We start from the raw sequence: 13844 nt of genomic DNA, 5'->3' as shown, positions 1-13844 counted from the left end.
GCCAAGACTAAGTTTCCTTTTACAAAGAAAGCTAATCTCGTTTGGTCACTTCGTTTCATTGAAACCTAATTTGATACCGAAGTATCTAATTGGATTATCATCAACGAGTGCCCACACAGATTGATAGGTCTATATTTTTAAAGAGCTTCTCTTCTTTGTGACTTGCATCACTTCGGAAGAGGCGGCCATTGTAGCGAGTTAAGTTTTAGTGTCAACCACTTTTTTCAAACTTTTTTCAAACGTTTCCGCTTGGCTACTTAACCGTGCCAACCTTGCTTGAACCCTTGTGAGCTCTTGCCCTGTCGACGAGGAGGCATTATAGAGATCGCGCTCACATTGGCAAGCGTTATTTTGAAAAAATTGCAAAAATAACGGTTAACAGGCCAACTTTCATCCAAAGCCTTATTTATCCAACTTTACCCCTAGAAAACAAACACAATACCCACAGACTTATCCACATTTGCCATTTAGAGATACAAAAAGGGCCGCTTTCGCGACCCTTCTCTTTCTGTATATAAGCAAACAGATCAGATTCCCGAACCATCTTGCTCTCTATCATCTTCATGAAGACCACATTCACGCTTCAAACCAAAGAAACGCGTTTCTTCTTCTGCCATTCCCGGTTCCCACTTCTTAGTGGTATGGGTATCCCCCACCGAAAGATAGCCTTCGTCCCACAATGGATGGTATGAAAGTCCGTTCTCTTCTAAATAGTAGTGAACATCTTTATTACTCCAGTCGATCACTGGTAAGAACTTGAACACACCATTTTGAACAGAGAGGATTGGTAAGTTGGTACGTGATTTAGATTGTTCGCGGCGCAAACCAGAAAACCATGTCCCCGCTTCTAACTCATCTAAAGCACGGCGCATAGGTTCCACTTTATTAATCTTGTTGTACTTCTCTATACCATCGATACCTTGTTCCCACAATTTACCGTAACGCGCCTCTTGCCAATGCGCGCTTTCCGCAGAGCGGTACACTTTTAAGTTCAGTGTTAGCTGATCACTTAATTGATCAATGAAACGGTACGTCTCCGGAAACAAATAACCTGTGTCCGTCAATATAACTGGAATATCGGGTTTCTGCTGAGTAACAAGATGTAGCATGACCGCAGCTTGAATACCAAAGCTTGATGATACTACGAACTTACCTTCTAAGTTCTCGAGTGCCCAAGCGACTCTTTGCTGGGCAGTTAGCTGTTCTAACTCCGCATTAATTTCTGCAAGACGGAGGATTTGCTCCGTCTTAGTTAATGAGAGCAGTTCTGCTAACTTCGGTTTGGAAGCGACAGAATCAAGCATGTAAATCCCTCTTTGATACTTTAACTTCTTGGATGATGCCAGCTCGGATTGTGAAATCACCAAATCCTTCGTCAGCTTCACGCTCTTTAGCCCAGCGGCCAACCAGCTGATCAATTTGTTCAAGTATCTGTTTGTCTGTGATGTTCTCTTTATACATCTTCGGAATACGCGTTCCCGCTCGGTTGCCACCTAGGTGAAGGTTATAACGACCAGGCGCTTTACCTACTAAACCAATTTCGGCCAACATTGCGCGGCCACAACCATTTGGACAACCAGTAACTCGAAGGATGATGTTTTCTTCTTCAGGTAAACCGTGTTTCTCAAGGATGCCTTCTACATCAGTAACAAACTGAGGTAAGAAACGTTCCGCCTCTGCCATTGCTAGAGGACAGGTTGGGAATGCCACACACGCCATTGAGCTTTTACGCTGTTCACTGACACTGTCATCAATTAAACCGTGCTCGCGAGCAATCTTCTCTATCTTAGCTTTCTGACCCTTAGCCACACCAGCAACGATTAAGTTCTGGTTCGCTGTCATACGGAAATCACCTTTATGGATCTTGGCAATTTCAGCAACACCGGTTTTCAAAGGTTTACCAGGGAAGTCCAGTAGACGACCGTTTTCAATAAACAGCGCTAAGTGGTGTTTACCATCGATACCTTCAACCCAACCGATACGGTCGCCACGATCTGTGAACTCGTATGGACGGCTATCGCCAAACTTAACGCCAGCACGTTTTTCTACTTCCGCTTTAAATACATCAATACCAACGCGGTCTAGTGTGTACTTAGTTTTAGCATTCTTACGGTTTGAACGGTTACCCCAATCACGCTGAGTTGTTACTACTGCAGCTGCAACTTCTAATGTTTTATCTAATGGAACAAAACCAAAGTCATCGGCGCGACGAGCATAAGTAGATGTATCACCGTGAGTCATTGCTAGACCGCCACCGACTAGGACATTAAAGCCCACCAGCTTGCCGTTCTCACCAATCGCCACGAAGTTAAGATCGTTAGCATGAACATCAACATCGTTTTGCGGCGGAATCACAACCGTTGTTTTGAACTTACGAGGTAGATAGGTCTTACCTAGAATTGGCTCATCATCGTCGGTTGTTTCTACCTTTTCACCATCTAACCAAATTTCCGCATACGCTTTAGTCTTAGGTAATAGATGCTCACTGATCTTTTTCGCCCATTCGTAAGCTTCTTGGTGCAGCTCAGATTCAACTGGGTTAGTGGTACATAGAACATTTCGGTTAACGTCACCCGCTGTCGCGATGGAATCAATACCAATACTATTCAGTGTTTGGTGCATTAACTTGATATTTGGCTTCAGAACACCGTGGAACTGGAACGTTTGGCGAGTTGTCAGACGAATACTGCCATACAGAGATTGTTCTGTTGCAAACTTATCAATCGCTAACCACTGCTTTGGCGTGATGATGCCCCCTGGCATACGAGCTCGAAGCATTACGTTATGCAAAGGCTCTAGCTTTTGCTTAGCACGTTCGTTTCTAATATCACGGTCATCTTGTTGATACATACCGTGGAAACGAATTAGCTGAAAGTTATCTGCGGTAAAGCCACCCGTAATTCTGTCTTGAAGATCTTGCTCAATCGTCCCGCGCAGGAAATTACTTTGTGTTTTTAGACGTTCGTTATCGGAAAGCTTTCCTAACTCTTGGTCTAATACCACCTGCTTATTATTGTCAGTAGAAAAAGTCATTAGTACACATCCCTTTGGTAACGTTTCGCTTTACGCAACTCATTAATAAATTCTTCAGCATCATCACGCGACATCTTGCCTTGTTGTTCCGCGACAATAACTAGTGCTTCATGGACATCTTTCGCCATACGAGTCGCATCACCACATACATAGATGTATGCACCTTCTTGGACCCACTGCCACACTTGCTCTGCATTTTCTAAGATGCGATGTTGTACATAGACTTTTTCAGATTGGTCACGACTAAACGCGACATCTAAACGGTTAAGCACACCAGACTTCAGGTACTTTTGCCATTCCACTTGATATAGGAAATCTTGAGTGAAGGTGCGGTCACCAAAGAATAACCAGTTCTTACCTTCAGCATCACGATTGTCACGTTCTTGAATAAAGCTACGGAAAGGAGCAATACCGGTTCCCGGACCAATCATGATTAATGGCGTATTGTCATCTTGTGGCAGTTTGAAGTTATTGTTGTTTTCAACAAACACTTTCACTTCACCGCCCTCTTCTAGACGTTGAGATAGGAAACTCGACGCACCACCAAAGCGTTTTTCATCACCTTTATCATATTCAACCAAGCCAACTGTTAGATGAACTTCTTCATCGACTTCAGTTTGGCTTGATGCAATCGAATATAAACGCGGCGTTAAACGACGAAGTAGACCAACTAATTGTTCAGCAGAAAGTTTGGTTTTCTTCTCAGCTAGCACATCAACAACTTGAGTGTTACCGGCGTATTCGCGAAGCTTATCTTTGTCTTCCACCAGCTTCTCAAGCTTTTTGCTCGCCGATAACTCAGCAAACTTAGTCACAAGCTGCGGGTTAGCGGCCGTGATTTCATATTTACTGACAAGTGCACTGTGAATTGAGAGACTCTCACCATCAACTTCAACACTCTCTACACCAGAAAGGCCGACTTTATTAAGGATGGCATTGGCCAATTCAGAGCTGTTCTCAAACCAAACGCCCAAAGCGTCACCTGGTTGATAGGTTAACCCTGACTCATCTAAGTCAATTTCAACGTGGCGAACATCTTTGCCTGAATCACGACCAGTGATTTTTTGGCTAGTCAGCAAAGTGGCCGTGTATGGGTTCTGCTTATTGTAAGGAGAGTGGCCAGGCGCCGCTTGACCTACAGGTAGTTGAACCACTTCAGCTTCAGCGCCTGAAGAGAGAGCCTCTTTTACTTTATCTAGCGCTTTTGCACGCCACTCAGAAGCTGGCGCCTCGTAGTCGACATCACAATCAATACGATCAATAAATGGTGTTGCGCCTAACTTAGATAAAAAGGCATCAAAGTCTTTACCCGTCTGGCAGAAGAATTCATAACTTGAATCCCCTAAGCCAATCACGGCGTACTGTAGATTTGGCAATTTAGGTGCTTTCTTTGACTGCAAGAACTCATGTAGCTCAATTGCGTTGTCTGGTGCTTCACCTTCACCATTCGTTGAAGCAACAAAAATCACATGCGTTTCTTTGGCTAGGTTCTTACCTTTATAATCACTGGCGTCAAATAACTCAACGACAATGCCTTGAGCCTTCGCTTCTTGCTCTAACGCTTCAGCGACACCTTTCGCGTTGCCCGTTTGAGAAGCGTAGATAATTGATAGTTTACCTGCTGGCTTCGCTGCCACAGCTGCCGCAGCCTGATTGATCGGCGCAGATGCTGCCGCTGGTTGAGCTTGTGCTAACCCCCAAAAATAACCACTTACCCATGCAAGCTGCTGAGAAGATAGATCAGTGACGGTCTGCTGTAACGAGCTAAGCTGCTGATCATTCAACGGCGCTGCGATTGACGGTAGTTCTTGTGGTGTGTTTCCTTGAGAGGACACATTCTTGTTTAAAGACATGGTCTCGACATCCCTATTCATTGCGTGATGATAGATTAACCACTCTCTTTAATAACAAGAAAGAATAGAAGTGAATGTTTTATAACTTTTTGAATTAAAGAACGGAGAAAGTTTAGTCAGCAGCGGCTATTTCGCTTCGACACGAACCTGCTTAAACCCTACCGCCATTGCTGATTTTGAAGCGAGGTCGAGATCAACATAGTGGCACTCTTCCCCGTGAGAGTCTGTCAGGAGCACAAACCCACCTCGGGCATGACGAAATTCCACAATCCAACTCCCCTCTTGTGCGGAAGGTTCAATAATGGCTTCAATGAGTTGCTGCTCTCGATAAAGATTTCGAAGTTCAGTAATCGTCATGAGATTCCTTTCTCTGAGGCTAAATACACTATTCCCTACTAAGCATGGTCAATCAGAAAAAAAATGCTAAATGAAATGAGCAGATATAATGAATGGATATAAAAAAACGCCGCTTTAGAAAGCGGCGTTTTAAGCAATTCAGTCTCGCAATTAAAATGCGAATTCAGCCCCAAGGAAGAAACCATTAGCAAAAATAAATGGCTTGCCTAGATCTGAGGCTTCATCTGCTGTGAAGATATCTTTAGACTCTAAGTCGATCACGCGGTAGCCACCACGAATCGCTAACGTATTAGAACCTAATGGTAGACGGTATTGCATACCCGCCATTAAGTCAGTGCTCTTGATGCCACTGTTATTACCAAAATTCATTTCACCGATAATATCGAAATTGGTATTCGGTACCGTCAACTCTGCATAGCCATACCAAGCCCAAATCGTTTCATCAAAAGTACGCTGCTCACCTGTCACGGCTTCAACATATTTGGTATTGCCTAAATCACTAACCGTAATACCTGCATCAAAGTGCATCAGATCATGCTCTAGGATTCGGTAGTAAAGCGTCACATCTAGCTTATCAAATGCCATGTAATCAGCATCAACCGAGCCATAACGGATACGTGCATCTGGAACATACTTAACATCATGTTCAATCGCCGCATATACAGTCGGCGTAGTAGTGCTATCACGTTTCGCTTCGTTGACTTCAGTGCTCGGCCACCACATCTCTGCGCCTAACTTAGTTGTTAGTGATGATTCAGCGAAGGCTGATGTAGAAATAACAGCAGCTAATGCAGCGACGGTTTTCAAACCCATGAGGTGAACTCTCCAAATATTTGCGTCAAGCAGCGTGACCAGACAAGCTGTTGAAGGCTAGATAAATATGACATTGCTCAAATTCTATCATATTCAATCGTCTAGCCAGCAAAATTTATCTTACCAGATGCAATTATCTCGGTTGAGCGACATGGTTTTTGAAAAACCAGATACCCAGAGCAATAACAATAAGCCACGGGATCAGTTTAATCACAGCGCCAATCATCCCGAGCAGCAACATAACAACCAATGAAAAAGCCACACCTGCAAATACCGTTACCATAGTTACGCCAGTAACCAAAAGTGTCGCCACAAATACCAAAATAAAGATCAGTTCAAACATATGATTCTCCTTAGTTCTCACTCAATCTACTTTCAGGATGTATGCCAACTCCAACAACAAACCTAAACACCTGAATTATAAGCAATAAAAAAGAGCACCAATAAATGGCGCTCTTTTTAATCATTTAAGTTGGTAAATTTAACCAAGCTTAGTGGTATTTTTTACACATCTAACTCTTTTGGTATTTTAGCCAACGCAGCTTCAACGACCTCGATACCCGAACCAGGTTTATGAGCATTTTCACTAATGTAACGACGCCATTGACGTGCACCCGGCATGTTTTGGAACAAGCCAAGCATATGACGAGTGATATGACCTAAGTAAGCACCATTCGACAGTTGCTGCTCAATGTATGGATACATATCTTCAACCACTTGAGTGCGCTTTTTAATTGGCTTATCTAAACCAAAGATTTGCTGATCGACTTCAGCAAGAATATATGGGTTCTGATACGCTTCACGACCAACCATTACACCATCAAGGTGCTGTAAGTGCTCTTTAGTCTCTTGTAACGTTTTCACACCACCATTTACAGCAATCACTAAGTGAGAGAAATCTTTCTTTAGCTGATAGGCACGAGGGTAGTCTAGTGGTGGGATTTCACGGTTTTCTTTCGGGCTAAGACCTGACAGCCAAGCTTTACGAGCATGGATAGTGAACTGCTCACAGCCACCTTTCTCAGAAACGATAGACACAAAGTCGGTCAGAAACTCATACGAATCCTGATCATCAATACCAATACGGGTCTTGACTGTTACTGGAACATCAACCACATCACGCATTGCTGCAACGCAATCTGCCACCAGCTGAGGCTCGCCCATTAGGCATGCACCGAAGCGTCCGTTCTGTACTCGGTCAGACGGGCAACCTACATTAAGGTTAATCTCATCGTAGCCACGTTCTGCCGCCAGCTTGGCACAAGTCGCCAAATCCTGAGGGTTTGAACCACCTAGCTGTAGCGCTACTGGATGCTCTTCTTGGTTGTACGCTAGGAAGTCACCTTTACCATGAATGATCGCACCTGTAGTGACCATCTCTGTATAAAGCAGAGTTTCGTTAGTCAGCAAACGGTGGAAGTAACGGCAATGACGATCCGTCCAGTCCAACATAGGGGCGATTGAAAAGCGGTTAGCCGCGAATTTACTAGTATTATCAGGTTTCATAAGGTGAGTCTCGCTGTACAGTGAGCATCGTGGTCAAAACAGAATCCGCGATTATACACACAGATAAGAAAACATTCAGGAAAAAGACGCTAAGCCTATTCAATCGAACAATTGCCCGTTCATAACCCTCTAGATCGTCTCTATTAACCTTATGATTCTACGATAAAAACAGCAGCCATAGCTTTTAACCACCAGTAACCCAAAAGCTACCAAAACTGAACAACAACAAGTAAAGCCATGATTTTAAAAGAAATAAAACCACAAACATATGTAGGCGGTTTGCTTTAGTACTATTTGGCCTACTGGTAACCCAAAGCTTCCAGACCTGAACTTAGTGCTGGTAAAGACTTATAACGATTCTTCTACGCGTTTCACGTTCTACATGACTTATTGATAACTAACGGAATTATTAAGTGCTCATTTTATAAAAAATAACTATCCTAAGAGGACACGAAGTTAGTGATGCAGTAAAGGAACTACCGCAATGCTCAAGGAACAAAATGATAAGCCCGTTGTGTTGGTTGTTGATGACATCCCCGACAACATTCACACCCTATCTGGCGTTTTATCTGACAACTACCGAATTAAAGCCGCAACCTCTGGTGCCAAAGCGATTCAAATTGCCAATAGCAAACCGCAGCCTCATCTTATTCTGCTCGATATTATGATGCCTGAAATGGATGGTTATGAGGTTTGCTCGCAACTGAAATCAAATCCAATGACGTCCGATATTCCGATCATTTTTGTCACGGCCAAAGCGGAAGTGGTTGATGAACAAAAAGGCTTTGAGATGGGGGCGGTTGATTACATCACCAAACCGATTAGCCCACCTATCGTGCAGGCACGAGTTAAGACTCATATCGCGTTATATGACCAAAATCTTTCCCTTGCTAATCAGGTTCGTGAACGTACCGCACAATTAGAAAGTAGCCGCCTTGAGGTCATTCAACGCTTAGGCCGTGCAGCAGAGTACAAAGATAACGAAACAGGGATGCATGTCATCCGCATGAGCCACTACTCAAAAATTTTGGCTCAGCAGCTTGATGTGAGTGAACGTTGGATTGAACTGGTCTTCCAAGCCTCTCCGATGCATGACATTGGCAAAATTGGCATTCCTGATGCGGTATTGCGCAAGCCCGGTAAACTCGACAAGGATGAGTGGGAAGTGATGCAAACTCATGTCCAGATCGGTGCAGACATCATCGATAATGGCGACTCACTGCTACTGCAAATGGCGCAAGAGATTGCTCTTTACCATCATGAAAAATGGGATGGCAGTGGCTACCCACATGGTCTAAAAGGCGAAGAAATCCCACTCAGTGCCCGTATTGTCGCGATTGCTGATGTCTTTGACGCGCTCACCAGTGAGCGTCCATATAAGAAAGCTTGGCCAACCGAAAAAGCCATTGCGCTACTCGAAGAAGAAGCGGGGTCGCACTTTGACCCGACCTTAGTGCCGATATTTATAGATCAGCTAGACCAATTACTAGAAATAAAAGAGTCATTTAAAGACGAATTTTAATTTTCCCTTTTTGAGGCAAGAATGGACTCCGTAACCAACTACTCTTTCGATTCAAAACGCATCCTTATTGGTTTTATCCTCGCGTCTTTGCTGCTGCTTGGTGCGGGAACGATGGGATGGATGAGCTTAAATAATCGCTTTGAGACCATTGACCATTACGCAGACAATGCTCAGTTACTCTCGACACTAGATAGCATTAAGGTTATCGAGCAAAGCTATATTCGCCTTGCTGAGCCTCAGTTGGCAGAGAAGATGGCAAACAAGGTCAGCCGCGCACAGCAGTTTGCAGAAATTGCCGTTAATAATGGCGCCCCAGCTTCAACGCCGACCAAAATCGCTCAATACCAGCAGCAGTTTGAACAGTATGTCGACCTTAGTCAGCAAACACTGCAAGCTAGGCAATCCTTAGCACAAGTGGGAGAAAAGACCGAAAGCTTAGTTCAGCAACTGCAAATCGATCACGAGGATTATATTGAGTCTGGCATCACTGATATCGATCAGCTACGCAGCAAAGTCGATCTTGAGTCCGATAATGCTATTCAAGCCCATTGGTTAGTAAGCCTGATTGCAAACTCGCAATCAAAACAGAAAGCCTACATGGTGACCGATAAGCAAGAGACGTTAAATGCAGCGCAGTTTGAGCTAAACAAAGCAGGGAAACTACTTTCTCAACTCGAACAACAACTCGATGATGAGCAATCACAAAAGCTACTGGCGCTGATAAAGAATTCCAAAAACCGCTATAGCTCCGCACTGGTACAGCTACGCAGTTGGAGTAACCTGACTAAGCCATTGCAAGCCAATATCTCTGCGCAAATCGAACGCTCAAGTAATGAGTTACTTAGAGTCACTACTGAACTCAGAACGCACTTACAACAGAAACTAAAGGTTAGCCAACAAGCGGTCTCAGGCCTGCAAGCGACCATCAGCGATAAATTATCGATAAGTTCAAATCTGTTACTGCTGCATACCGATATCAACAATGCTCAACAAGGTGATAAAGATTACGCTATCGCCCAAGAGTCACAGCGCCAAACTGCATTAAAGCAAGAGGTGCAAAACAACCTTTCAGCTGCGCTTACCTTACTTGAGGCGCTCTATGAACAAGTTGTCACTCAAGACGAGCAGATGCAAATCGATATTTTGCGCCAAACAACGCAAGACTACCTCAACCTATTTAATCACTTAACTGTTCTGCGCAGCGAAAAGTCTCAACTTGAATTAGCACTCGCTCAAAGTCATCAAGCGATCATCGACAGCATTCTGCCAGGCTTTGAAAGCCAACTGGCTGCAGTAGAGGATTCAGGCAATATCACCACCAGCCTAGCGATAGGCGGAGGGATTTTCTTATTTACCTTATTACTGCTCGGGTTGCTGGCTAATAAGTCTCATGCTGCTCTAGAGCGATTTGCAGAGAAACTGGCAATTGCCCGTGATGAAGCCAACTCAGCCAATACCGCTAAGTCAGATTTCTTGGCTAATATGAGCCACGAGATCCGTACCCCGATGAACGCTATTATTGGTATGAGTTACCTAGCGCTAAAAACAGACTTAACCAAAGCGCAGCGCAATTATATCCATAAGGTAAAATTGTCCGCTGACTCCCTACTTGGTCTGATTAACGATATTCTCGATTTCTCTAAGATTGAAGCTGGGAAACTCGATATTGAAAACGTCGACTTTCACCTTGAAAACGCACTCGACAACATCACTAACCTTGTTGGACTGAGAGCATCTGAACGCGGGCTGGAATTGCTGATCCATATTGAACGTGACGTACCAACAACCTTAGTCGGTGATCCACTGCGTCTTGGACAAGTACTGATTAATCTTGCCAACAACGCGGTCAAATTTACCGAAAAAGGTGAGATCAAAATTTCAGTGCGTGTGGCTGAAAGAGATGGTGATGACGCCGTACTTGAATTCAGCGTCGAAGACAGTGGCATTGGTATGACACCAGAGCAAACGGACAAACTGTTTAGCAAATTTACGCAAGCCGATAGCTCAACAACCCGCAAGTATGGTGGCACTGGTCTTGGGTTAGCCATCAGTAAAGAGCTTAGCCAATTGATGGGCGGCGATATACGAGTCGAAAGTGAATTTGGCAAAGGCTCACGCTTCTCCTTCTCTATTGCGACTAAAGTCAGCCATGCATTAAAGCAAGATAACATCAGCATGCCCGTTGAGCTGGGTAAATTAAAAGTGCTTATCGTCGATGATAACGCCAGTGCTAGAGTCATCGTCGAAGACATTTTGCACTCGCTACAGTTTGACGCGCAGAGTGTCAGCAATGTCGATGATGCTCTTCTCGCATTAGACACCGCTAACCAACAACAGAGCCCGTATGACTTGCTGATTTCTGACTGGCAGATGCCCGGTAAAGATGGCATTGATTTAATCGAATCGGTTTATCAGCAGTACCCAGATAGCCACCAGCCTAAAGTCCTTATGCTCACCGCATATGGGCGAGAAGAGCTCAATGATGCATTTATTCAGCGCGGATTAACCACGCCGAATATTCTTGATAAACCTGTCACTGCTTCTCATCTGTTTGATGCAGTTATTGCTCTCTATGGAGTGGCTAATACCAGAATCAGCCGAAGTGAAGCACAAGAGCAACACCAATTAGCTAATGTACAGCAGCTTGCTGGCGCGCACTTACTGTTGGTCGAAGATAATGAGATAAACCAAGAGCTGGCGGTTGAGCTGCTCGAAGGACAACAAATTAAAGTGACGGTTGCTGAAAATGGTCAAGAGGCTGTCGACTTCTATAAGCGACATGACTTTGATGGCATTTTAATGGATTGCCAGATGCCGATTATGGATGGCTACGAAGCAACGCAATTTATCAGGCAGACTCTCGACGATCAGATGATACCAATTATCGCTATGACGGCTAACGTTATGGAGCGCGATAAGCTCAAAGCACAAAACGCGGGGATGAACGATATAATTGCTAAGCCGATTGATGTCGGCACCATGTTCAGTACGCTCGCGAAATGGGTCACGCCGAAAACACCTCTGGCTGCAGTTGCCCAAGCTAATCAACCCCAAGAAACACTGCCCGCGATAGAGGGCATCGATATCAAAGCGGGGCTTGCTCGAACCAGTGGCAATGCCAACCTATATAAAAAGTTACTGATGCGCTTTGCTGACACCTATATCGATAGCTCAGCAGTCAACAGTGCGCTGAGCACTGATGATTTGGCAGCAAGAAAACGCAACATACATTCTTTAAAAGGTGTGGCTGGCAATATTGGCGCAGACCGTATCCATCAGTTAAGTGCGCAGCTAGAGCAAGACCTCGACAATGAAACTCTTCGACAGGAGCTTCTTAGCACGCTTGATCAATTAGTCGCTCGAGTTGAAGCGACACTATTAGCCGTGCAAACCGCACCGCAAGCTCAGGGTACCAAAGCGCACAACTATGAGCCTGACACCTATCAAGAGCTCTTTAATGCCATTGAGCAAAGTGACACATTGGCCGTCACTATCATTAACGAGTTGGAATCTGGAGCACAAATAGGGTTGTCCGCAGGCGAGCTTTCTTCGCTTAGCCAAGCATTGGAAGAGTTTGATTTTGAGAGAGGTTTAGAGATCTTAGCCACAAGCCAAAAGTGAGTTATCAGCATTTTACGCTAAGTAGGTATCGTTTTTTTTGTAGATAAGGTAACTTATACGCCTTAAGTTACCTTCAGTTCTATTCATTTCCAGAATGAGTAACTTACTGACACAGCTATTAGATATTACCAAATGAGGAACGATAAACCTCGATAAATGGTATATTATTAAAAATGTCCATTGGTAATGGTGATAAGTTTGGACCTGCAGTTAGTAAAACAAATAGAAGAGATATGCACTGCCCGTGGCGTAAGGCTCACGACTCAACGAAAACGTGTGTTTGAGCTGATTTGTGCAAGCCCGAAAGCATCCAGTGCTTATGAGCTATTAGAAGAATTGAAGCTGAGTGAACCTCAAGCAAAGCCTCCGACGGTTTATCGTGCATTGGACTTTTTGCTCGAACAAGGATTCATCCATCGCGTTGAATCGACCAATAGCTACATCCAATGCTGTTCTTGCAATGCTCATAAACATTATTCGCATCTATTGATATGCGATAAATGCAGTAACGTTATTGAACTACAAGATGATAGTTTGGTAGCCTTGTTGGCAGATAATGCAGAAAAGCATGGCTTTACCATCATTAATCACGTGATTGAATCACACGGTATTTGTCAGTCATGTTCCTCTGACAAAGCGAACTAAAGATATAGAAGAAGATTATGCGCGCTGAATTTGTAAACCCGTTTTTAGCATCATTGATGAATGTTTTAAAAACGATGGCTTCACTGGAATTGAAGCCACAGAAACCTCGTGTAAAGAAAGATGAAATTGCACGTGGGGACGTATCAGGTTTAATAGGGATGGTTGGCACGCAAAGCCGTGGCTCGATGTCTATTACCTTTGACGAAAGCCTTGCTCTAGAAATCATGCAAAACATGCTAGGCGAGCGCCCGAACGGTTTAAATGACGAAGTGACCGATATGGTTGGTGAAATCACCAACATGGTGACTGGCGGTGCGAAACGAATCCTTGCGGAAAGTGGTTTTGATTTTGATATGGCAACCCCTGTTGTTGTATCAGGTAAAGGCCATACTATTCGCCACAAATGTGAAGGCTCGATCATCATCATGCCATTCTCATCTCAGTGGGGTAATGCATTCATCGAGATTTGTTTCGAATAATCGAATATTTTGATG

11 protein-coding genes are annotated in these 13844 nt (G+C 44.1%); 4 read left to right on the top strand and 7 right to left on the bottom strand.

Translation table 11 applies throughout. The annotated features are described in order from the left end of the window. Positions 1-527 precede the first annotated feature (527 nt). From ELS82_RS04010 to dusA, 7 genes are all read right to left on the bottom strand, one after another. On the bottom strand, positions 528-1304 hold the full coding sequence (locus tag ELS82_RS04010; RefSeq protein ID WP_134834306.1) for a phosphoadenylyl-sulfate reductase: 777 nt from the start codon (positions 1302-1304) through the stop codon (positions 528-530). Beyond that, on the bottom strand, positions 1297-3033 hold the full coding sequence (cysI, locus tag ELS82_RS04005; protein WP_134834305.1) for an assimilatory sulfite reductase (NADPH) hemoprotein subunit: 1737 nt from the start codon (positions 3031-3033) through the stop codon (positions 1297-1299). The genes ELS82_RS04010 and cysI overlap by 8 nt, the downstream gene beginning before the upstream one ends. After that, positions 3033-4886 carry an assimilatory sulfite reductase (NADPH) flavoprotein subunit gene (locus ELS82_RS04000; RefSeq protein ID WP_134834304.1) on the bottom strand — a complete coding sequence of 618 codons (1854 nt, stop codon included), beginning with the start codon at positions 4884-4886 and terminating at the stop codon, positions 3033-3035. Before ELS82_RS04000 ends, cysI begins: the two co-directional genes overlap by 1 nt. 126 nt (positions 4887-5012) lie before the next feature. Further along, a complete protein-coding gene (locus ELS82_RS03995) occupies positions 5013-5243 on the bottom strand; it encodes a hypothetical protein (RefSeq protein ID WP_053438841.1) in 231 nt (76 codons plus the stop codon). A 150-nt stretch (positions 5244-5393) separates the two neighbouring features. Then, positions 5394-6056, bottom strand: a complete 663-nt coding sequence (locus tag ELS82_RS03990) for a TIGR04219 family outer membrane beta-barrel protein (protein ID WP_134834303.1) — start codon at positions 6054-6056, stop codon at positions 5394-5396. 133 nt (positions 6057-6189) lie between these two features. After that, entirely contained in the window at positions 6190-6399 is a 210-nt protein-coding gene (pspG, locus tag ELS82_RS03985; RefSeq protein WP_004410353.1) for an envelope stress response protein PspG, read from the bottom strand. A gap of 161 nt (positions 6400-6560) precedes the next feature. Continuing rightward, positions 6561-7562, bottom strand: coding sequence for a tRNA dihydrouridine(20/20a) synthase DusA (gene dusA, locus ELS82_RS03980; protein ID WP_134834302.1), 1002 nt, complete (start codon positions 7560-7562; stop codon positions 6561-6563). A 484-nt stretch (positions 7563-8046) separates the two neighbouring features. On the opposite strand from dusA, the gene ELS82_RS03975 reads away from it, so the two are divergent. The 4 genes from ELS82_RS03975 to ELS82_RS03960 all read left to right on the top strand — a co-directional run bounded on the left by ELS82_RS03975 (position 8047) and on the right by ELS82_RS03960 (position 13829). Next, positions 8047-9084 (top strand): response regulator, encoded by a 1038-nt coding sequence (locus ELS82_RS03975; RefSeq protein ID WP_134834301.1) that lies wholly within the window; start codon positions 8047-8049, stop codon positions 9082-9084. Between the two features lie 21 nt (positions 9085-9105). After that, positions 9106-12705 carry a response regulator gene (locus ELS82_RS03970; protein ID WP_134834300.1) on the top strand — a complete coding sequence of 1200 codons (3600 nt, stop codon included), beginning with the start codon at positions 9106-9108 and terminating at the stop codon, positions 12703-12705. A gap of 180 nt (positions 12706-12885) precedes the next feature. Beyond that, entirely contained in the window at positions 12886-13350 is a 465-nt protein-coding gene (zur, locus tag ELS82_RS03965) for a zinc uptake transcriptional repressor Zur (RefSeq protein WP_071816269.1), read from the top strand. Between the two features lie 17 nt (positions 13351-13367). Next, a complete protein-coding gene (locus tag ELS82_RS03960; RefSeq protein ID WP_004410369.1) occupies positions 13368-13829 on the top strand; it encodes a chemotaxis protein CheX in 462 nt (153 codons plus the stop codon). Positions 13830-13844: the final 15 nt, after the last annotated feature.

This window comes from Vibrio ouci (genome assembly GCF_004551525.1).
Lineage (GTDB): Bacteria > Pseudomonadota > Gammaproteobacteria > Enterobacterales > Vibrionaceae > Vibrio > Vibrio ouci.
This window is presented reverse-complemented; position numbering and strand designations above follow the sequence as displayed.